The sequence below is a fragment of the Photorhabdus bodei genome (assembly GCF_003287735.1).
Taxonomy (GTDB): domain Bacteria; phylum Pseudomonadota; class Gammaproteobacteria; order Enterobacterales; family Enterobacteriaceae; genus Photorhabdus; species Photorhabdus kayaii.
Genome location: NZ_NSCM01000003.1, coordinates 194,083 through 216,965, shown reverse-complemented (window position 1 = coordinate 216,965; position 22,883 = coordinate 194,083). Strand labels below are relative to the sequence as shown.

General features: G+C 42.3%; 18 protein-coding genes. 13 read left to right on the top strand and 5 right to left on the bottom strand.

The features are described 5' to 3' along the window. Positions 1-13 precede the first annotated feature (13 nt). Positions 14-1,192 (bottom strand): LuxE/PaaK family acyltransferase, encoded by a 1,179-nt coding sequence (locus CKY02_RS04410; protein ID WP_112894366.1) that lies wholly within the window; start codon positions 1,190-1,192, stop codon positions 14-16. Positions 1,193-1,553: 361 nt separating this feature from the next. Here CKY02_RS04410 and CKY02_RS04405 point away from each other — a divergent pair, with 361 nt between their 5' ends. Further along, complete coding sequence (locus CKY02_RS04405) at positions 1,554-2,672, top strand: flavin-containing monooxygenase (RefSeq protein WP_338047380.1); 1,119 nt, start codon at positions 1,554-1,556, stop codon at positions 2,670-2,672. 233 nt (positions 2,673-2,905) lie between these two features. Here the strand turns inward: CKY02_RS04405 and CKY02_RS04400 are convergent, their stop codons facing one another. After that, a complete protein-coding gene (locus CKY02_RS04400; RefSeq protein WP_112894364.1) occupies positions 2,906-3,760 on the bottom strand; it encodes an AraC family transcriptional regulator in 855 nt (284 codons plus the stop codon). 579 nt (positions 3,761-4,339) lie between these two features. Next, entirely contained in the window at positions 4,340-5,221 is an 882-nt protein-coding gene (ilvY, locus tag CKY02_RS04395; RefSeq protein WP_112877313.1) for an HTH-type transcriptional activator IlvY, read from the bottom strand. A gap of 197 nt (positions 5,222-5,418) precedes the next feature. Here ilvY and ilvC point away from each other — a divergent pair, with 197 nt between their 5' ends. After that, positions 5,419-6,897, top strand: coding sequence for a ketol-acid reductoisomerase (gene ilvC / locus CKY02_RS04390; RefSeq protein ID WP_112894363.1), 1,479 nt, complete (start codon positions 5,419-5,421; stop codon positions 6,895-6,897). Between the two features lie 162 nt (positions 6,898-7,059). Continuing rightward, complete coding sequence (gene rep / locus CKY02_RS04385; protein ID WP_112894362.1) at positions 7,060-9,087, top strand: DNA helicase Rep; 2,028 nt, start codon at positions 7,060-7,062, stop codon at positions 9,085-9,087. 50 nt (positions 9,088-9,137) lie between these two features. Here the strand turns inward: rep and gppA are convergent, their stop codons facing one another. Both gppA and rhlB read right to left on the bottom strand, forming a co-directional pair. Next, a complete protein-coding gene (gene gppA, locus CKY02_RS04380; protein WP_112894383.1) occupies positions 9,138-10,640 on the bottom strand; it encodes a guanosine-5'-triphosphate,3'-diphosphate diphosphatase in 1,503 nt (500 codons plus the stop codon). Positions 10,641-10,645: 5 nt separating this feature from the next. Next, complete coding sequence (gene rhlB / locus CKY02_RS04375; RefSeq protein ID WP_112877310.1) at positions 10,646-11,932, bottom strand: ATP-dependent RNA helicase RhlB; 1,287 nt, start codon at positions 11,930-11,932, stop codon at positions 10,646-10,648. 118 nt (positions 11,933-12,050) lie between these two features. Here rhlB and trxA point away from each other — a divergent pair, with 118 nt between their 5' ends. The 10 genes from trxA to rffA all read left to right on the top strand — a co-directional run bounded on the left by trxA (position 12,051) and on the right by rffA (position 22,883). Further along, positions 12,051-12,377: a thioredoxin TrxA gene (gene trxA / locus CKY02_RS04370; RefSeq protein ID WP_112894361.1), complete on the top strand. Its 327-nt coding sequence runs from the start codon at positions 12,051-12,053 to the stop codon at positions 12,375-12,377. A 476-nt stretch (positions 12,378-12,853) separates the two neighbouring features. Then, positions 12,854-14,113, top strand: coding sequence for a transcription termination factor Rho (rho, locus tag CKY02_RS04365; protein ID WP_011148733.1), 1,260 nt, complete (start codon positions 12,854-12,856; stop codon positions 14,111-14,113). Between the two features lie 294 nt (positions 14,114-14,407). After that, positions 14,408-15,493, top strand: coding sequence for a UDP-N-acetylglucosamine--undecaprenyl-phosphate N-acetylglucosaminephosphotransferase (gene wecA / locus CKY02_RS04355; protein ID WP_112877308.1), 1,086 nt, complete (start codon positions 14,408-14,410; stop codon positions 15,491-15,493). Positions 15,494-15,522: 29 nt separating this feature from the next. Then, positions 15,523-16,593 carry an ECA polysaccharide chain length modulation protein gene (wzzE, locus tag CKY02_RS04350; protein WP_112894360.1) on the top strand — a complete coding sequence of 357 codons (1,071 nt, stop codon included), beginning with the start codon at positions 15,523-15,525 and terminating at the stop codon, positions 16,591-16,593. A 108-nt stretch (positions 16,594-16,701) separates the two neighbouring features. Then, positions 16,702-17,823, top strand: a complete 1,122-nt coding sequence (gene wecB, locus CKY02_RS04345) for a non-hydrolyzing UDP-N-acetylglucosamine 2-epimerase (protein WP_112877342.1) — start codon at positions 16,702-16,704, stop codon at positions 17,821-17,823. Positions 17,824-17,827: 4 nt separating this feature from the next. Beyond that, a complete protein-coding gene (gene wecC, locus CKY02_RS04340) occupies positions 17,828-19,090 on the top strand; it encodes a UDP-N-acetyl-D-mannosamine dehydrogenase (protein WP_112894359.1) in 1,263 nt (420 codons plus the stop codon). Then, on the top strand, positions 19,087-20,157 hold the full coding sequence (gene rffG, locus CKY02_RS04335; RefSeq protein WP_112894358.1) for a dTDP-glucose 4,6-dehydratase: 1,071 nt from the start codon (positions 19,087-19,089) through the stop codon (positions 20,155-20,157). Before wecC ends, rffG begins: the two co-directional genes overlap by 4 nt. Positions 20,158-20,178: 21 nt before the next feature. Next, complete coding sequence (gene rfbA, locus CKY02_RS04330; RefSeq protein ID WP_112894381.1) at positions 20,179-21,060, top strand: glucose-1-phosphate thymidylyltransferase RfbA; 882 nt, start codon at positions 20,179-20,181, stop codon at positions 21,058-21,060. Then, on the top strand, positions 21,038-21,751 hold the full coding sequence (gene rffC / locus CKY02_RS04325) for a dTDP-4-amino-4,6-dideoxy-D-galactose acyltransferase (protein WP_112894357.1): 714 nt from the start codon (positions 21,038-21,040) through the stop codon (positions 21,749-21,751). The genes rfbA and rffC overlap by 23 nt, the downstream gene beginning before the upstream one ends. A gap of 1 nt (position 21,752) precedes the next feature. After that, positions 21,753-22,883, top strand: a complete 1,131-nt coding sequence (gene rffA, locus CKY02_RS04320) for a dTDP-4-amino-4,6-dideoxygalactose transaminase (RefSeq protein ID WP_112894356.1) — start codon at positions 21,753-21,755, stop codon at positions 22,881-22,883.

Below are 22,883 nucleotides of genomic sequence, written 5' to 3'. Positions count from 1 at the left end.
TCCACCTTGCTATTTATACAGCGGGTGTAGCTGAAGTACCTTCATCGTCTGACATTTTTCTCTCAAGGTTGACTGCACAGCAACCAAACTCTTTAGCAGCAGCGGTACGCATAACAAACTGAACTCGCTGAGAATTACGCCAGGATTTATTAGGATCGGTGCGCAAGTAGACCAAATCTTCTGTCAGTAACATGCCGGGAGTGGAAACAGAGAGTGGATCTAGGATCACTAATTGCCCGGTTTCACCCTCAGGTAGCTCACGTGTTAAATCATTAGGATCACGGACGGAGAAATGAATATAAGGCGGAACATGCTTATGGTTATATTCATCTTCGATGGCAAGAACGTTTGCTTCAACCAGACCATACATATCACGTATCCGGGAAACTGGAATGCCCATCCATTCTTCGATATCTGCATTTAATTCGCCGCGGGAGATCATATCCCCGGTAAAACGTTTCCAGCCGCCCATGGTGATTACCATGCTATCGCGATCTAAAGTGAGCTTGGTATTATTCTCTTTTAGGAACGTGATAAAACGATGGATCATGAATGGAGGGCCAATTAAATGACGAGTGAACTTACCTTTCCACTGGATTAATTGATTCAGTGCATCTTCTGGAGAAAAGCGGTCCTGATTAATCATATAGCGTCGGGTATCTAACAAACCTGTCAGGAAATTAAAGATTTTGACCAGTGCCATTTCTGGAATATCTTCTGTTGACGGGCATAAGCATAGGCCGGCACCGCCAGATACTTTGAACATACTGCGATAATTGGAATAGACAGCCAATACTGTATGATCCATCGTATCGTGGCAACGACGATAAACGCTAGGAATTCCACTGGTACCCGTTGAGCGCATTTCATGTTCGATTTCAGATAATGGCTTGCTTAATAAACGGTGACTTTCGGCTGATTTATAAGTTGCAACGGGTATTAGTGGGATGCGAACTAAGTCATTATAATTCTGGATATCTTCTGGTTTAATACCTTGTTTTTCACAAATATCTTTATAGTAAGGGTTATTATGATAATGGAAATTAAAAGCGTCCTTAAGCAAACAGGTTTTTAATTCTTGTTGCTCTTCTTTAGACAGCTTATAGAGAAGGTCAACATCGGCTATTAACCACTTCAACGGATTTCCGCCACGAGATTTTATACCGTCATATATATTTTTGATATTTTCCATTTTTTCATCTCCGGTAGGGTAAAGAGTAGATAAATTAATCTTTGCTTATTATAAGTTATAGCGATAAAGCATAAGTTACGTAGGCAAAAAGGATAGTCATTAATAATTTATTTTTATTGAATAAATTGGCTATATTATTGCTTTGATCATTATATGGATTTGTCAATATTGTTAAAATTATGCTAAAAATAGCTGGTTTATTCAAAATATTCACTTTAGTGCGAATATGACCAGTTAATTCAAGTAAATTTTTTAATTGTCTTTTATATTTTTGTGAAGTTCGTTGTTTTTTGATCTATTGAATGTTCTTTTTGTAAATTTTTTCATTGTCCTAAGATTGGGATAATGATAGAAATAAAATATAAATAAATGCCAAATTAAAAAACGAGTACGCATGATGAAAATGGATTGCTTAATTGTGGGTGCCGGTCAAGCCGGGTTAAGTTTAGCTGCTATCCTTGCGGCTAAGAATATTAATGTCTGCATATTAGAGCGGGAGGCACGTATTGGTGATGTGTGGCGCAGGCGCCCAGATAATATGCTATTATTCACTTCACGCGGTATGACTCAACTTCATGGCTTACCGTTTCCTGGAATTAAAGAAGGTTATCCAGATAAAAATGAAGTCGCTGATTACCTTGAGCGCTATGCTTCACATCATAACCTTGCGATACATACTCAAACCGAAGTGATTGAGGTGAAGCATGATACAGATGGCTATCGTGTTAAAACAAAAGATGGGAAAGTATTTCATGCGCATTGTTTGGTTAATGCAACAGGGGCTAATCAATTAGTTGATATTCCGGCGCTTGCTGAACGGTTTTCTACAGATATACAACAAATTGCAGCAGATCAATACCGGGAACCTAAGCAAATTAAAACGGGCAGCCGAGTTGCTGTCGTTGGTGATGGTGCGAGTGGTCGTCAGATTGCTAAAGATTTGGCAGCAACTGCGAAGGTGACATTATTTTGCGGTTCCTCCCGTCCTCTCTTACCTAATAGAATATTGGGCAAAGATATATTTTGGTGGTTAAGTAAAAGCGGTCTGTTATTTGCCAATTATTACAGTTTAGTCGGGAAAATTATGCGGCGGCGTAATCCTATCCCTTGTGGTGACCTGAAAAACCATCGACTAGCTGCTTGGGGTATAAAAATAGCGAATAGGCTAGTTGATATAAAAGACAATAAATTATGTGATTCGTCCGGCAATCAATATGAGGTGGATACGGTTATCTGGTGTTTGGGGTATAAAGATGATACGGCATGGTTAACGCTTCCCGGTGCTGCGGATGCTAATGGATTCGTTTGTAAAAATGGTCATGCGGAAGGTGGGAAAACTCCTTATCCTGGGTTATTTATCGTTGGGCGGAAATGGTTGAGTAGCCGTGGTTCTGAACTGATGTTAGGGGCTTATAAAGACACTTGTCGGGTCGCTAAATGGGTGGAAAATTATCTGAAAGAGCATGTATCATTAAAATGAATGATTAATTCAGAATAGTGATATTTTACTCTGTATGTTTTATTTGTCGTGGATTGATGGTTTATTAGGTAGTATTGTTATGGTGTTATTCTGAATTCTGTATCATTACTAAGAGTGCATAATATAGTAAATGTGCTATTAGGAATAAAATGATACAGAATCTCTAACATATTGGCTTTGATAATAACGGTTATAAATAGAAATTATTTATTTTAGGTAATGTATCAAAAATATTATTTATTCATAAAACAGATATTTTTCTTTGTAAAATTTAGACCTGTTAATGTTGATGATAAATTGAAATATTTTTGTTGTGCTTGTTGAATTCTGTTTTTACTGGCATGTTTTAATTCAGAGGGCCTTAATCCATATAGCGTCATACAGGTACGACTGAAGTGTGCGCCATCTGAAAATCCACTATTACAAGCTAATAAAGTCAGTGAATCTGATGAATGTATCTCATCAATAGCATGATGTAGACGTTTCCATAATAGATAACTACGGAAATTAGTTCCCATCTTTTCTCTAAATAGATGTAAGAATCGGCTTTCGGATAAATAGAGTTGGTTTGATATTTCACGAGAAGATATACATTTAACCGGTAATTCAGTAATAAGAGAGGCTGCTTTCATGATTCGTTTGTCCTGATAACAATGGCAATCTTCTATTTTACCTAAAAGGTTATTTAAGATGAAAATATCTGGAGAGGTTTCTGACTGTAAACAATTAATAAAGTAATTTGCTATTAAACTGGATGATTCTTGATTTAAGTATACTATATCTGAGCCTCTCATTTGATGTAGTAATAAATGACATAGTGGATTGGCTAGGTCTATCAGTAGATTAAAGCAGAGTTGCCCTTCCGAGTGTAATCTATGTTTAATATTAGAAGAAATAATGAATCCATGTACTTGTCTCGATTCATTTTCGGTATCAACCCTCATGAGTGAATTATGTGGTGATACACTTAATTGGATGCAAGGATGATGATGCCATTCTGTTTGCATATTATAAGAGAAGACGAGATCTTGTAGATAAAATTTATAGAATTTAATAAAATACGGTGATTTGTCTATTTTATGTAACATGATGGTGTCCTTTATTAAATTGTTTTGTGTATTTGAATTAATTATTTTATTTAATTATTATGAATCCTTGATGTTATTTTTTAATTAAATTATATTAACTCATTAAATGATTATTATTAGTTACTATATCGTCACAATACCATTAAATCATTATTATGAAGCCGCCTCCTTTGGTATCTGGAAAAAATAATTTCACTATTGGAATATATCGTTATGACATGGCGAAAAGAATTATTTTCCACTCTTTTTTTTGCTGGTGGAATATTCAGCTTTTGCTGGTCAATCTTAACAATATCTAAATTGTTTAACGTTAAATAGCTACTATCTACTTGATATAATTAAAAGTATTTTCTTTAGTGACATAATTAATGACCAAAAATTTAATGAGGAGCCAATATTTTCATATAATTATTTTGATTGGTTATAACTTATATTAAACATATTATCATGAGAACAATATGGTTATATTTTTATATTCTTTGTGAATTAGGCCACATAAATTATAAGTGTATTGGCATAATACCGAAAATAAGTTGTATCAGGCTTGTAATGAATAAAAAGATCTGTTAGGGCAGTTTGTTATAACAATCCCCAAAATGCTTTAATCAGGGGTTCATTAAGCCGTTTTCTCTGTACACATATACCCAATTCGAACGGTTCTACTAGAGAGATGTTGTCTAATAAAGATATGCGACTGCGTACCGGTTCAGGGCTGTTTTCTACAACGACATTGGGAATTAATGCCACTCCACAACCCAATGCAACCATAGAAACAATGGCTTCATGACCGGACACGGTAGCGTAAATCGATGGGTTGGTAATTTTATGGTGACGGAACCAGTGCTCAATGCGCTTACGTGAAGGGCCATGTTCCGGCAAAATGAAGGGAATGCTATTCCAGTCAGGGGACTTTTGTATTACAAGTGCTCGTACAGAGCAAGGGAGGGAAGGCGCAATCAGCACCAGTGGGACTTCACCGATTTTGGTGAAGCTGACATTATCTGGTAGTTTTTCCGGCTTACCGGCGATGCCTAAATCGGCATCATTAGACTGTATCTTATTGACCGCATCTGCGGCATCACCTGTGGTGAGTTTGATTTCAACCATAGGATGTTCCGCACGAAAACGGTCTAGAATCTGTGGTAAGTGACTGTAGGCCGCGGTGACCGAACAAAACAGACGTAACTCGCCGCTTAGAGATGGGCTTTGTTGATTCAATGAGTGTTTTAGTTGCTGGTATTGCAACAGTGTCTGTTGGGCGAATTGTTTAAATTGCTCACCGGCAAAGGTCAATTTTACAGTGCGATTATCCCGTAAAAATAATGGATGCCCCAAAATATCTTCAATACGCTGAATCTGGCGAGATAATGTGGATGGACTGACATGCATTGCTTTTGCTGTACGACCAAAATGACAGCTTTCAGCCAGATGTAGAAACAGTTTGAGGTCGCGTATATCCACAGCCTATTCTCCTTTTCCTGTCCAATAATCTGTATTGCATAAAGTGCAATGTAGTATTGTTAATATATCAATTTAAGCAATAGCTTTCATGTCATATATTGAAAATATATAAACACCCCACAGGGTGGGGAAATCTAAAAAACAGTCACAGCATTTCATTGCTGAGCGCTGAGCATAACATGATAACGGAGTCACTAATGGCGAATTATTTTAATACGCTGAATTTGCGTCAGCAGTTGGCGCAGTTAGGTAAATGTCGTTTTATGGCGCGGGAAGAGTTTGTTGATGAGACAGGATATTTAAAAGGTAAAAAAGTGGTTATCGTCGGTTGCGGAGCGCAGGGACTGAATCAGGGCCTGAATATGCGTGACTCCGGTCTGGATATCACTTATGCCCTGCGTAAAGAGGCCATTGAAGAAAAACGTGCTTCATGGCGCAAAGCAACGGAAAATGGTTTTCAAGTCGGCACTTATGAAGAGTTAATACCGCAGGCTGATTTGGTAATTAACCTGACGCCAGATAAACAACACTCTTCTGTTGTTCGCGCAGTTCAACCATTGATGAAAGAAGGCGCTGCACTAGGTTATTCTCACGGTTTAAATATTGTTGAAGTAGGTGAACAAATCCGTAAAGACATCACTGTGGTGATGGTAGCGCCTAAGTGTCCTGGTACGGAAGTACGTGAAGAATACAAACGGGGTTTTGGTGTTCCTACTTTGATTGCAGTTCACCCGGAAAACGATCCGAAAGGTGAAGGTATGGCAATCGCTAAGGCATGGGCAGCGGCAACAGGTGCGCATCGCGCCGGTGTTCTGGAATCTTCTTTCGTGGCTGAAGTGAAATCTGATCTGATGGGTGAGCAAACTATTTTGTGCGGTATGTTACAGGCGGGTTCACTGTTGTGTTATGACAAACTGGTGGCAGATGGCGTTGAACCGGGTTATGCAGGAAAGTTGATCCAGTTTGGCTGGGAGACCATCACAGAAGCACTGAAACAAGGTGGCATTACCCTGATGATGGATCGCCTGTCTAACCCGGCAAAACTGCGAGCGTATGCTTTGTCTGAGCAGTTGAAAGAAATGATGACGCCGCTGTTCCAGAAACATATGGATGATATCATTTCTGGTGAATTTTCCTCCGGTATGATGGCTGATTGGGCCAATGATGATAAGAAACTGTTAGGTTGGCGTGAGGAAACCGGTAACACTCCGTTTGAGAATTCACCTGGATATGATGGCAAAATCAGTGAACAGGAATATTTTGATCACAGCGTTTTAATGGTTGCTATGGTGAAAGCCGGGGTTGAACTGGCATTCGAAATTATGGTTGATACCGGTATTATTGCTGAATCTGCCTATTATGAATCTCTACATGAATTACCGCTGATTGCGAATACTATCTCTCGTAAGCGCCTGTACGAAATGAATATCGTTATTTCTGATACAGCAGAATATGGTAACTATTTGTTCTCTCATGTTGCGGTCCCACTGCTAAAAGAGAAGTTTATGGGTTCGCTACAGGCGGGTGATTTAGGTAAGCCCGTTGTAGATAACGGTATCGATAACGCCCAGTTACGCGATGTAAATGAGGCTATTCGTAACCACCCAATTGAAGTTGTTGGCCGCGTATTACGTGGTTACATGACAGATATGAAACGTATTGCTGTTGGCGGTTGATATTGATAAAGATAAGGGGGAGAAATCCTCCCTCTTTGCATTTAATATTTATCAACCAGTAGAGTCCTTTTTCTTCATAAAGAAAACCGCGTTTCCTTTCTCCTCTTTCTGCTACAATTCTATCCCCCTGAGATACTGTCCTGATATAACTTATTAAACATCATGCGATTAAATCCTAGCCAACAACAAGCTGTCGAATTTGTTACCGGTCCTTGTCTGGTCCTGGCGGGGGCAGGTTCCGGCAAAACCAGAGTGATTACCAATAAAATTGCTCATCTTATCCGCATTTGTGGCTATCAGCCTCGTCATATCGCCGCTGTGACGTTTACTAATAAAGCCGCACGGGAAATGAAAGAGCGTGTAGCACAAACTCTGGGGCGCAAAGAGGCTAAGGGGCTGATGATTTCTACTTTCCACACGTTGGGGTTGGAAATCATTAAGCGCGAGTACAAAGCGTTAGGAATGAAAAGCAATTTCTCGTTGTTTGATGATCAGGATCAGATGGCCCTGTTGAAAGATTTAACAGCTGATTTACTGGAGGAAGATAAAGATCTGCTACAAAAATTGATCTCTGCCATTTCAAACTGGAAAAATGATCTGCTTTCTCCACAGCAAGTTTTGGCATTGGCCCGTTCTGCTCAGGAGCATCAGTTTGCTGAATGTTATCGCCGTTATGATTTACATCTGGCGAGCTGTAATGTATTGGATTTTGACGATCTGATTACCAAACCGACTTTGCTGATGCAGCATGATGATGAAGTCAGAGAGCGTTGGCAAAACCGTATTCGTTATCTGCTAGTAGATGAATATCAGGACACCAATACCAGTCAATATCAACTGGTTAAATTGTTGGTGGGGCAAAGGGCTCGTTTTACGGTGGTGGGTGATGATGACCAGTCGATCTATTCATGGCGCGGCGCAAGACCACAAAATTTGGTGTTACTGAAAGAGGATTTCCCAAAGCTTAATGTGATTAAACTGGAACAGAATTATCGTTCCTCTGGCTGTATTCTGAAAGCAGCTAATATTTTGATCGCCAATAACCCTCACGTGTTTGAAAAACGGCTTTTTTCTGAACTGGGGTATGGTGATCCATTGAAAGTGATTACAGCTAATAATGAAGAACATGAGGCGGAAAGGGTTATTGGGGAGCTGATGGCACATCACTTTATCAATAAGACCCAATATAAAGATTACGCTATTCTCTACCGAGGAAATCATCAATCCCGCGTGTTTGAAAAGATGCTGATGCAAAACCGCATTCCTTACCGGATTTCTGGTGGTACCTCTTTCTTTGCCCGCCCTGAAATTAAGGATTTGCTAGCTTATCTGCGAGTGCTGACTAATCCCGAAGATGACAGTGCGTTCCTAAGAATTGTCAATACACCAAGACGTGAAATTGGTGCGGCTACCATTCAAAAACTGGGTGAGTGGGCGAATCAGCGCAATAAAAGTCTCTATCAGGCTAGTTTCGATCTTGGTTTGGAACAAAGTCTAACTGGCCGCGGTTTGGCGGCATTACAGCGTTTTACTCACTGGATGGATGAGATAACTCGTCAGGTTGAACGAGATCCTTTGCTAGCTGTGCGTGATCTACTACATGGTATGGATTATGAAAGCTGGCTGTACGAAACATCCCCGAGTCCGAAAGCGGCTGAAATGCGGATGAAAAATATTAATCAGTTATTCACTTGGATGAGTGAAATGCTGGAAGGTGATGAACTGAACGAAGCAATGACTTTATCTCAGGTGGTCGCGCGTTTCACATTACGGGATATGCTGGAGCGAGGCGAAGATGGTGAGGAGTTTGATCAGGTGCAATTGATGACTCTACATGCTTCTAAAGGATTGGAGTTTCCCTATGTATTTCTGGTCGGCATGGAAGAAGGGCTGTTACCTCATCAGAGCAGTATTGACGAAGAAAATATTGATGAAGAGCGACGACTGGCTTATGTAGGGATCACCCGCGCTCAACGGGAGTTATTTTTTACTTTATGTAAAGAGCGTCGTCAATATGGCGAATTAATCCATCCAGAACCAAGTCGTTTTTTGCATGAGTTGCCACAGGATGACTTACATTGGCCACAAGATAAAAAAATAGTGACAGCAGAAGAAAGAATGCAAAAAGGGCAATCGCGTATTGCGGATATCAAATCGCGTTTAGGGCTTGGACAAAAAAATAAGTCGTAAATATGTTGGAGATTCCCTGTATCACAGAGATACAGGGAAAGTGATTTTATTCAGGCTTGAGTATCCTGCTCGCCTAAAACAAGTGACCATTGAGCATGGCTTTGCCACTGGATTTCCTGCTGTAAAGACTCTGCCCTCAGAGGGTGTTGCATTAGCCAGCCATGAGGTAACGTTATTGTTAACGCTTCATCATTCACTTTTAAATGTAGAGCAGGGAGAGTGTCATCTCGACGACGGTTGGCAAAGATGATAGCTAACCGCAACAGACGACATAAACGTTGAGCTTGTATCAGAGGTAAGGCGTTTTGTTGATTAAAGGAAAACAAATCAATAGGGCCACTCTGGTTCTTTAGCAATGTGGCTAAGAGTTTTTTCTGCGCGGGCGTATAGCCGGGGAGAGCGAGATAATTGATCAGATAGGCTGCATGTGATGGAGCATGATGGAAATCAATACTTAGGCCAATTTCATGTATCAGGCAGGCACTTTGTAATAATTCATGACATCGGCTATCAAGCTCCCAAGGTTTAGCAATCTGTTGTAGGAAGTGTTCAGCCAATTGTTTGACCCGTTGAGACTGTTCAACGTCTAACTGAAAACGTCGCTGTATATTTCGTAGTGTTCTGGTACGAATATCTGGTTCTATTGGTAAATCCAGCATGCCGTAAACAAGACCTTCCCGTAAAGCGCCGCCTGCAAGGATCATACTTTCAATATTTAATGCCTGGAAAATCGCTATCAGGATAGCAAGGCCACTTGGGAAAACCAAAGCCCGTTCCAGCGTCAATCCTTCTATTTCCAGCTCTTCCAGCTTACCGCATTCAATCGCTTTATGTTTGAGCTCCTGAAGTTTCGGCAAAGTGATCAGCTCATCCATACCTTGAGCAATCATGATTTCTTGCAGAGCCTGAACGGTACCGGAAGCACCTACACAAATCTGCCAGCCTTGTTCGATAAGTTTTGGGGCAATGGGTTTCAACGTTTCATGTGCGGCAGCTTCGGCTCTGGCGAAATTTTCTCCCGTCAGGCTACGGTCATTAAAGTAGCCTTCAAGCCAGGTAACACAACCCATACTTAGGCTGGATAACTGAGAGGCTTTTGCCCCATTCCCCGTAACCAGTTCTGTACTTGCACCACCAATATCGACAACCAGACGTTTTTCAGGGCCGCCAGTTGTATGGGCAACGCCTTGATAAATAAGCCGAGCTTCATCTTCGCCACTGATTACCTTAACCGGACAATCAAGGATTTCTGATGCTTTTTTCACAAATGCGTCTGAATTTTCAGCGATGCGTAAAGTTGCCGTGGCAACAACGCGGATTTGTGATGGAGGTATATCCTGTAAGCGTTCAGAAAAAATCCTGAGACATTGCCAGCCTCTCTCCATTGCCTGTTGAGATAAACGGTTATTTTTATCTAATCCAGCGGCCAGCCTGACTTTACGTTTGATTCGTGCCAGTATCTGCATACTGCCGGATACTTCACGCACAACCAGCATGTGAAAACTGTTTGAACCTAGGTCGATAGCCGCATAGAGCGAAGAAGAACTCAGCATCATTTTTAGCCTGAACGTTTACGGTTATTACGTGGTGTATTATTACGATGCGACAAGTTGTTACGACGCTGATGGTTTCCTGAACGCGGACGGTGTCGGCGTTTAGGTACCGGTAAATCTTTCAGCAAGGCTTGACTGTCATATTTGCTGACCGGGATAGGGTGTTGAATATAATCTTCAATCGCTGGCAGGTTTAGTGCATATTCTTCACAGGCTAGGCTGATCGAATAGCCACTTTCACCTGCACGACCAGTACGGCCAATGCGGTGAACATAATCCTCGCAGTCGTCTGGTAGGTCATAATTAAAAACATGAGTGACTGAAGGAATGTGCAATCCACGGGCTGCGACATCAGTTGCAACTAGAATATCAATATTGCCGTTGCTGAATTCTTCCAGAATGCGTAACCGTTTTTTTTGTGCTACATCACCGGTTAGTAACCCAACTCGATGTCCGTCAGCAGCCAGATGCGCCCAGATATCTTCACAACGATGTTTTGTATTGGCGAAAATAATGCATCGATCAGGCCACTCTTCTTCCAATAACGTTTGAAGCAGGCGCATCTTTTCTTCATTAGAAGGATAAAACAGCTCTTCGCGGATACGGTGTCCCGTTTTCTGTAACGGTTCTACCTCGACATACTCTGCATGATTCATTTGCTCAAATGCCAGTTCTCGGACTCGGTAAGAGAGTGTGGCTGAAAACAGTAGGTTCATACGTTCGTTTGCTGATGGCATTCGACGGAATAGCCAGCGGATATCTTTGATAAAACCGAGATCATACATGCGATCAGCTTCATCAAGAACCACAACTTGGACCGCATTCAGATTAATGTGCCCCTGTTTGGTATAGTCGATTAGACGTCCGGTAGTGCCGATAAGGATGTCAACACCGGATCCTAGTATTTTCAGCTGTTTGTCGTAACCATCACCGCCGTAGGCAAGACCCATCTTTAGACCTGTTGCCTGTGCCAGATCTTCTGCATCAGAGTAAATCTGTACAGCGAGCTCGCGGGTAGGAGCCATAATCAGCGCTCTTGGCTGATTGGTTTGACGCTCCTCCGCTGCGGGATGAGTCAGTAAATAATGAAAAGCAGACGCTAAAAATGCTAGCGTCTTCCCCGTACCGGTTTGCGCTTGCCCCGCGACATCACGACCTTCGACAGTGAAAGGCAATGTCAGTGCTTGTATCGGTGTACAATTAGAAAAGCCCTTATTATCAAGAGCTTCTATAACCTTGGGGTGCAAGGCGAAGTCGGAAAACTTCTTTTCTGTCAAGTGTGTTTTACTCATAGTGTGGTAGAATATCAGTTAACCATTGTCTTACGAAAGTGTATCCGCTGAAATAAAGGCAACCTTATATCAGTAATGTTACACTAGCATGGTAAAAAATTATTCTTTGGAGTAAAAAATGAGCGACAAAATTATTCATTTGAGTGACGCTAGCTTTGATACTGACGTTCTTAACGCAGAAGGTCCAGTTCTTGTCGATTTTTGGGCTGCCTGGTGTGGACCATGTAAAATGATTGCACCTATTTTAGATGAAATTGCCCCAGAATACTCAGGCAAACTGACTATTGCTAAATTGAACATTGATGACAACCCGGCAACTGCTCCTAAGTATGGTATCCGTGGTATTCCTACATTGTTGCTGTTTAAAGATGGTCAGGTTGCTGCTACAAAAGTGGGAGCACTGTCAAAAACTCAATTGAAAGAATTTTTGGATGCTAATCTCTGATTGAAGTGAGCTCACATTAATGCCGGGCGTTTAGCGTATATTATTATTTATTTCATTGACCGCTAGACGTCCGTAAAGAAGCGTGATAAGTTAGCGCCACTGCTTGTATCACATACATCATGTTAGATGTATGTTGCATACTGAATAATCTGTAGTGTCTGATAAGTCTGTTATCTCTGGATAGTCTAAAATATCCAATGGGTTATACGGGAATAATCTGGCGTATAGCTCGTTACGTTGAGATAGTTTTTATAGAAATCAGTAATGTTTCAGCATTATCTCAACAGCGTTTTTGACAGCCTGTCAGTCTTATTTGAGCTCAATCTTAGTACTTCAAATTATTACCTTTTTATATGAATAATGTATTAAAGGTCTGATTTGTTTTTGTACAAAATAAACAGGCACCGATCGATGACGCTGCCATACTATTCACGTTCATAGTTCGAGATATACCCCGAGTTTAAGAACCCACCATTATGAATCTTACCGAATTAAAAAATACGCCGGTATCTGAACTGATTACACTCGGCGAAAATATGGGGCTGGAAAATCTAGCCCGTATGCGTAAACAAGATATTATCTTCTCTATCCTTAAGCAGCATGCGAAAAGTGGGGAAGATATCTTCGGTGATGGCGTGTTGGAGATATTGCAGGATGGCTTTGGATTCCTCCGTTCAGCAGACAGCTCCTACCTTGCCGGCCCCGATGATATCTACGTTTCTCCCAGCCAAATCCGTCGTTTTAACCTCCGCACCGGTGACACAATTTCAGGTAAAATTCGTCCACCTAAAGAAGGTGAACGCTATTTTGCCCTGTTGAAGGTTAACGAAGTTAATTTTGACAAACCAGAAAATGCCCGCAGTAAAATTCTTTTTGAAAACTTAACCCCGCTGCATGCTAATAGCCGCCTGCGTATGGAACGTGGTAATGGTTCCACTGAGGATCTGACTGCCCGTGTTCTGGATCTGGCTGCACCGATTGGCCGTGGACAACGTGGTCTGATCGTCGCGCCACCAAAAGCGGGTAAAACGATGTTGCTGCAAAATATTGCTGCTAACATTGCCCACAATCATCCAGATTGTGTATTGATGGTACTTCTGATTGATGAACGTCCAGAAGAAGTCACTGAAATGCAACGCCTGGTAAAAGGTGAGGTTATTGCTTCTACTTTTGATGAACCTGCTTCTCGTCACGTTCAGGTGGCAGAGATGGTTATTGAGAAAGCAAAACGTCTGGTTGAACACAAAAAAGATGTGATTATTCTGCTTGACTCTATTACTCGCTTAGCTCGTGCCTATAACACTGTTGTTCCCGCATCCGGTAAGGTATTGACTGGTGGTGTGGATGCTAACGCGTTACATCGTCCGAAACGTTTCTTCGGGGCTGCGCGTAATGTGGAAGAGGGCGGAAGCTTGACCATTATTGCGACTGCGTTGGTGGATACGGGTTCTAAGATGGATGAAGTGATTTACGAAGAGTTCAAAGGCACTGGTAACATGGAGCTGCATCTCTCCCGCAAAATTGCTGAAAAACGCGTCTTCCCAGCTATCGATTACAACCGTTCTGGTACACGTAAAGAAGAGCTACTCACCACCTCTGAAGAGCTACAGAAAATGTGGATTCTGCGTAAAATTATTCATCCGATGGGCGAAATTGATGCGATGGAATTCCTTATCAACAAACTGGCTATGAGCAAAACGAATGACGATTTCTTTGACATGATGAAACGTTCATAGTTTTTAACTCAGTTCATGATCATTTTAATTAGCGCCACAGTTTCGTGGCGTTTTTTGTATTCACCGCACTGTTATAGCTATATATGGCATGTATTTTGCAAGCTGTATCTGCTGCCATATATTTGAAATAAATATTAAAAGAATGATGTAAGAGCATAAGGGCCATTAATTTTTTCATATAAGCAGTGTTTTCGTAAGCTAGGCGCTCGTGAGGGTAGATTCTGGCAAGAAAATCATATGTTTTCGGTTGATAAATGACCAGGGTGTGTTTACTTTTTACAGAGAGTTATCATCGTGAATATTCTCAGCATGAATATTGAAATTTTTTATGTTTTTCTATTTTCTTTTGCGTTTTTGTTTATGGCTCGCAAAATAGCAAAGAAAGTTGGTCTTGTTGATAAGCCCAATTATCGTAAGTGTCATCAGGGGTTAGTGCCTCTGGTTGGAGGAATATCAATATTTGTTGGCATCTGTTTTGCTTTTGTTATCACAAAAGAATTTATTCCTCACAAGTGGTTATATTTGGTTTGTGCCGGTGTATTGGTATTTGTCGGCGCATTGGATGACCGTTTTGATATCAGCGTTAAGGTCCGGGCAGCCATCCAAGCTCTGGTTGGTATTGCGATGATGTATTTTGCTGGCCTGAAATTAGATAGTCTTGGTTATGCTTTTGGCCCTTGGGACATGACACTTGGACCGTTTAGTTATGTTGTGACACTATTTGCTGTCTGGGCTGCTATCAATGCATTCAATATGGTTGATGGGATAGATGGATTATTAGGCGGATTATCCTGTGTCTCCTTCGGTGCTTTGGGGATCTTACTGTATCAAAGTGGTAATACGGCACTAGCATTATGGTGTTTTGCATTTATTGCTGCCATTTTCCCTTATATTGTCCTTAATCTTGGTTTATTAAGCCAACGTTTCAAAGTATTTATGGGGGATGCGGGCAGTACACTGATTGGTTTTACCATTATCTGGCTGCTCATTGAATCTACTCAGGGGAATGAGCATCCTGTTAATCCAGTTACTGCGTTGTGGATTGTTGCCATTCCATTAATGGATATGGTTGCTATTATGTACCGCCGGTTACGGAAAGGAATGAGCCCATTTTCTCCTGACAGGCAACATATTCACCACCTAGTTATGCGGTCTGGATTCTCATCACGTCAGGCTTTTATTTTAATCACTGTTGTTGCCGCTTTATTAGCCGCTGTCGGCATTACTGGAGAATGGTTGGAATTTGTGCCTGAGTGGATAATGTTGGCACTGTTCTTGCTTGCATTTGTGTTGTATGGCTATTGCCTCAAGCGTGTATGGAAGGTAGCTCGTTTCATTAAACGGCAAAAGCGTCGTATGCGCCGTTCAGCTAACCATTAAACATCTATTATCAGCAGAGGTTCTGTGCAGTGATAAAATCAGAAACGAAATCTATTCAGGATGAACAAGCTCTGGAGCATGAGCTAGATATCAGAGCCTTGTGCAGGGCGCTATGGCATGGAAAGGTATGGATCGTTGCACTGGCAATAATTTTCGCAACCGCGGCGCTAGGAGCATCTTATCTGATGCAACAAAAATGGAGTGCCACCGCAATCACTGATCTGCCTACGACTAATCAGTTGGGAAGTTATTACTCTCAGCAGCAGTTTTTGCGCAATCTGGATACTCACATTAATATTTCACTGGAAACTCAGTTACCGTCTATTCCAGAAGAAGCCTATAAGGAGTTTATCACTCAGGTTGCCGCATATGATACTCGCCGTGAATTTTGGTTGAAATCTGATTATTACAAACAGCAGCAGGAGGGCGATGCCAGAGCTGATGCGGCCTTATTAGATGAATTAATCAATAATATTCAGTTTATTCCTCATGATGATAAAAAAGTGCTGAATGACAGCATTAAACTGACCGCTGAGTCTTCTAGACAAGCAAATCAACTCCTGCGCCAGTACATTGCTTTTGCCAATAGTCGTGCCAGTACTCATTTAAATGATGAAGTAAAAGGTGCATGGGTTACCCGTGCCCAATCTATGGATGCACTGGTTAAGCGCCAAGAAATGGTCGCTAAAGCGGTTTATAACCGCGAAATGAATGTATTACAGCAGTCCCTGAAAATTGCGGAAAAACAAGGGATTCAGCGCAATCAAACGGATACACCGGTGGATCAGTTGCCCGATTCAAAAATGTTTATGTTAGGGGCTCCGTTGTTACAGGCTCAACTTGAGACTTTGGAAGCAATAGGGCCTAAGTATGATGTGGACCATGACCAAAATATTGCAATGTTAGCAGCATTGAATGTTCACCCGACATTACAGGATCAATTCCAGGCTTACCGCTATTTGAGAACACCAGAGGAGCCTGTTACCAGAGACAGCCCTCGCAGAATGTTTTTGATGATCATGTGGGGTGCAGTTGGTGCTTTAGTGGGAGCCGGCGTGGCATTGGTTAGATGTTCGCGTAAATCATCAGATAATTATTAGGAATAACTGTTTCTGAAGGATATTTTCTGCGACTCCAGCAGGAGTAAATGGCATTCAGAGTATTGTTTGCAGGAAAATCTGCAAGTTACTGACTATAAGAGAGTCACTGTGAAAGTGTTGACTGTGTTTGGTACTCGGCCGGAGGCTATCAAGATGGCTCCGCTAGTACACGCATTGGCAGAGGATGAAGCCTTCGAAGCGAAAGTATGTGTCACCGCCCAACATCGGGAAATGTTGGATCAGGTGTTACACCTTTTCGAGATTACTCCTGATTTTGATCTCAATATTATGAAATCAGGGCAAGATCTAACGGATATTACCTGTCGTATTTTGGAAGGATTGAAGCCTGTTTTAGCAGAATTCAAGCCTGATGTTGTATTGGTTCACGGAGATACGACAACAACGATGGCAACCAGTTTGGCTGCGTTCTACCAACGTATCCCTGTTGGTCACATTGAAGCTGGATTAAGAACGGGTGATCTTTATTCCCCTTGGCCGGAAGAGGCAAACCGTAAGATTGCTGGGCATCTGGCAATGTATCATTTCGCTCCGACAAAAAATTCTCACAATAATTTATTGAAAGAATCAATTGCAGATAATCGGGTTTTTGTTACCGGAAATACAGTAATTGATGCGTTGTTGTGGGTACGCGATCGAATAATGAATGACGAGGCTATGCGGAGTAAGCTGGCGAAGCACTACCCGTTTATTGATACTAATAAGAAAATGATTCTGGTAACAGGGCATCGTCGTGAAAGTTTTGGTGGCGGATTTGAGCGAATTTGTGAAGCTTTGGCACAGATAGCCCGTGTTCATCCAGATGTGCAAGTAGTCTATCCGGTTCATCTAAACCCGAATGTCAGTGAGCCAGTAAAGCGCATTTTGCATGATATTGATAACATTATTCTTATTGAACCTCAGGATTATTTGCCATTTGTTTATCTAATGAACCATGCCTATATGCTCCTGACAGATTCCGGTGGTATTCAGGAAGAAGCTCCTTCTTTAGGAAAGCCGGTATTGGTAATGCGTAATACTACTGAACGGCCAGAGGCGGTTGATGCTGGAACGGTACGTTTGGTAGGGACGGAAACAAGAACTATCGTGGAAGAGGTGACTCGATTGTTGACAGATGATGCTGCCTATCAGCGAATGAGCCGCGCTCATAATCCTTACGGGGATGGCGATGCCTGTCAACGTATTCTCGACGCTTTGAAAAAAATCAGGTGACACTATGAGCTTTGAAACTATTTCTGTTATTGGTCTTGGTTATATTGGTTTGCCAACGGCGGCAGCGTTTGCATCCCGTAATAAGAAAGTCATTGGCGTGGATGTCAATCAGCATGCGGTAGAAACCATCAACCGTGGTGCAATTCATATTGTAGAACCGGATCTAGACAAAGTGGTGAAAGTTGCCGTAGAAGGCGGTTACCTGAAAGCAGTGATTGCTCCGTTACCCGCAGATGCTTTTCTGATAGCTGTTCCGACGCCTTTTAAAGCCGATCATGAGCCGGATATGACGTATGTCCGTTCCGCAGCCGAATCTGTGGCACCAGTTCTGAAAAAAGGTGATTTGGTTATTCTGGAATCTACCTCACCAGTAGGCGCGACGGAGCAGATGGCAGAATGGTTGGCAGCAGCGCGCCCTGATTTAACGTTCCCACAACAGATGGGAGAGGAGTCTGATATTGATATCGCTTACTGTCCTGAACGTGTGTTGCCAGGGCAAGTTATGGTTGAATTAATTAAGAATGACCGTGTTGTTGGTGGTATGACGTCAAAATCTTCAACCAGAGCTAGTGAGCTGTATAAAATTTTCCTTGAAGGTGAATGTGTTATCACTAATTCAAGAACGGCAGAAATGTGTAAGCTGACAGAAAACAGTTTCCGAGATGTAAACATTGCATTCGCCAACGAACTTTCCCTGATTTGTGCTGATCAAGGTATCAACGTGTGGGAATTGATCAATTTGGCGAATCGCCATCCGCGTGTAAATATTCTCCAACCAGGTCCTGGCGTGGGTGGTCATTGTATTGCTGTTGATCCGTGGTTCATTGTTTCTCAAAACCCGAAACAATCACGTCTTATTCATACAGCACGTATGATTAATGATGACAAGCCATTGTGGGTTGTGGATCAAGTAAAAGCGGCTGTTGCGGATTGTTTGTCTGAAAGTGGAAAACGCGCAAGCGAAGTGAAAATTGCCTGTTTTGGTTTGGCATTTAAACCAAATATTGACGATTTGCGTGAGAGTCCAGCAGCCCATATCACCGGTATGATTGCGCAATGGCATGCAGGTGAAACGCTGGCTGTAGAACCTCATATTCATGAATTACCCGCTCCCTTGAAGGAAATAACTCGATTAGTTAATCTGGAAAAAGCGCTGGAAGAAGCAGATATTCTGTTGATGCTGGTGGATCATAATCAGTTTAAAGCTGTAAATAGTCATGAAATTAAACAGAAGTGGATTGTGGATACAAAAGGAGTCTGGCGTTGAGACGTATTCTAATCACAGGTGGCGCAGGTTTTATTGGCTCTGCTGTTGTACGACATATCATTGATAATACAGAAGACAGCGTGGTTGTGGTTGATAGCCTGACTTACGCCGGTAATCTGGCGTCTCTTGCCCCGATTGCGGATAGCCCTCGTTATGCGTTTGAGCAGGTTGATATCTGTCAACGCGGAGCGCTGGATCGGGTCTTTGAACAATATCAGCCGGATTGTGTGATGCATTTGGCGGCAGAAAGCCATGTGGATCGTTCTATTGATGGCCCTGCGGCATTTATCGAAACCAACATTGTGGGTACTTATACTTTGTTGGAAGCTGCGCGTGCTTTCTGGCAGAAACTCAATGAAGAGAAACAAGCTGCTTTCCGTTTTCACCACATTTCAACAGATGAAGTGTATGGTGATTTACATGGTGAAGAGGGCCTCTTTACTGAAACAACACCTTATGCGCCAAGTAGCCCATATTCGGCGTCCAAAGCATCCAGCGATCATCTGGTAAGAGCATGGCACCGGACTTATGGTTTACCGGTCGTTATCACCAATTGTTCAAATAACTATGGTCCTTACCATTTCCCGGAAAAACTGATCCCACTGGTGATCTTAAATGCATTAGCAGGAAAATCTTTACCGGTATATGGTGAAGGGAAACAAATTCGCGATTGGCTGTATGTGGAAGACCATGCCAGAGCGCTCTATTTGGTTGTGACAGAAGCTGAACCGGGCAAAACCTACAATATTGGAGGTCATAATGAACGCAAAAATATTGATGTGGTTTGTGCGATTTGTGAGCTTCTGGAAGAGTTTTGTCCTGAGAAACCAGCGGGTATTGCTTATTATCGAGATTTGATTACTTATGTTGCAGATCGCCCAGGCCATGATATGCGTTATGCTATTGATGCGGCGAAAGTTGAACGAGATCTAGGCTGGAGACCACAAGAGACATTTGAATCAGGTATTCGCAAAACAGTTCAATGGTATTTGGAAAATGAAAACTGGTGGCGTAAAGTTCAAGACGGCTCTTATGCCGGTGAACGCCTTGGATTAGGTAAAAACTGAATGACGATGGGGGCAGTAAATATGAAAGGGATCATTCTGGCAGGTGGATCAGGAACCCGGTTGCATCCGATAACACAGGGTGTTTCCAAACAATTACTGCCAATTTATGATAAGCCGATGATTTACTATCCTTTGTCAGTACTCATGCTAGCAGGGATACGTGATATCCTGATTATTTCTACACCAGAAGATTTACCTTCTTTCCGCCGACTGTTAGGTGATGGCGACAGATTTGGTATTCACTTAAGCTATAAAGAACAGCCATCACCGGATGGTTTGGCCCAGGCATTTTTGATTGGTGAGGAGTTCATCAACGGCGGGCCTTGCTGCTTGGTATTGGGAGATAATATCTACTTTGGACAAGGGTTCAGCCCAAAATTGAGAAATGTTGTGTCTCGTGGAAAAGGGGCGACTGTTTTTGGTTATCAAGTGATGGATCCTGAGCGGTTTGGAGTGGTGGAATTTGATGACGCGTTCCGCGTTCTTTCTATTGAGGAAAAACCAGAAAAGCCAAAATCCAACTGGGCGGTAACCGGCCTCTATTTCTACGATAATCAAGTAGTGGATTTTGCCAAGCAGGTCAAGCCTTCTGCCAGAGGTGAACTAGAGATTACCAGTATTAACCAGATGTATTTGGAACGTGGCGAACTAAACATTGAGTTGTTAGGGCGTGGTTTTGCCTGGTTGGATACTGGCACTCATGACAGCCTGATTGAGGCCAGCACTTTTGTACAGACCGTTGAGAAACGTCAGGGCTTTAAGATTGCCTGTCTTGAAGAGATTGCTTGGCGTAATGGTTGGCTGGATGATATACAGTTAAGAGAAACGGTAAAATCCTTGTCAAAAACTGGCTATGGTCAATATCTGCTGGATCTGCTCCATGTCCGTGTGCGCCAATATTGAACCATTAGAGTGGGATAGCCACTATTTTGGCTTGTCCACCGCTCGCCTTGATTTCACACCTGATGCCGGTCTGCTAACCTCATCTCAGTTAGATCAGTATGCTTTAGTGCAAGCTAAAGTACTTGCGCAGCGATTGGATCTTATTGATGGATTATTCGCGTTGGGCTTTTCGTTAGTGGAAGGAGAAGTAGACCTTTCCTTAATAATTGGCATAGAAAATGCTGATAACGACAACTCTGAGAGTAAGTTGCTTTCGGCTGAACGGCGAGATATCCCGATGTTGAAGGAGGTAGCTTCCAACGTATTTCCTTTGAGTCGTTTCCGAACTCCGTGGTATCAACCGCAGGATAGCGGTCGTTTCTACGCTACCTGGGTGGAAAAAGCGGTATTGGGGACATTTGATCATCAATGTTTGCTGGTAAATGGAGATAATGGACAACCCGCAGGGTTTGTTACCTTACGAGATATAGGAGCAGGAGAGGCTCGTGTAGGTTTACTGGCTGTATTCCCAGGAAATATTGGCCGTGGGATTGGCTCAAAATTGATGTTGGCGGCGCAGCAGTGGTGTCAACGCCACCAAATACGGCAGTTAAGGATTGCGACACAAACCAGCAACATTGCTGCTTTGCGCCTTTATACACGCAGTGGTGCGTTTGTTGAAAGCACCGCGTATTGGTTATATAGGGGATGAAATGATTCCATTTAACAGACCACCAGTCGTTGGCACTGAATTAGATTACATGAAGCAAGCAATGGAGAGCGGTAAGCTTTGCGGGGATGGTGGTTTCACCAAGCGTTGTGAAGAGTGGATGGAACAACATTTCAATTGCCCGAAAGTTTTATTGACGCCATCCTGTACAGCTTCACTGGAAATGGCGGCTATTTTGCTGAATGTTCAACCCGGTGATGAAGTTATTATGCCGAGCTTCACTTTCGTTTCTAGTTCTAACGCATTTGTGCTGCGTGGAGCAACCATTGTATTCGTGGATATTCGTCCGGATACCATGAATATTGATGAAACCAAAATCGAAGCAGCAATTACAGCTAAAACACGCGTGATTGTTCCAGTGCATTACGCCGGCGTAGCCTGTGAAATGGATACCATCATGGCCTTGGCAGAGAAATATAATCTGTTTGTCGTGGAAGATGCTGCACAGGGGGTAATGTCTACTTATAAAGGACGCGCACTGGGAACTATCGGACACATTGGTTGCTACAGTTTTCACGAAACCAAAAACTACTCTTCTGGTGGTGAAGGTGGTGCAGCGCTTATCAATGATCAATCACTGATTTCCCGTGCGGAAATTGTTCGCGAAAAAGGGACTAATCGTAGTCAGTTTTTCCGTGGTCAAGTTGATAAATATACTTGGCGCGATATCGGTTCGAGTTATCTGATGTCGGAGCTTCAGGCTGCTTATTTGTGGGCGCAATTAGAGAAAGCTGAGACAATCAATGAACGTCGCCTTGCCTTGTGGAATACTTATTATCAAGCATTAAAACCGCTGGCTGATGCTGGTCTCCTGACATTGCCTGTCATACCGGAAGGGTTGGAGCATAATGCTCACATGTTCTATATCAAGCTGAAAGATGTTGAAGAACGTTCAGCATTCAACAGTTATATGAAGGACGCGGGTGTACTAACGGTATTCCATTATGTTTCTCTGCACACCAGCCCCGGTGGTGAAAAATTTGGCCGTTTTCATGGGGAAGATCGTTTTACTACTTATGAAAGTGATCGTTTGGTACGTTTGCCGATGTCTTACAACATAACAGACGCTGAACAGCAGATTGTCATCAAACATACTCGGGAATACTTCGCCTGA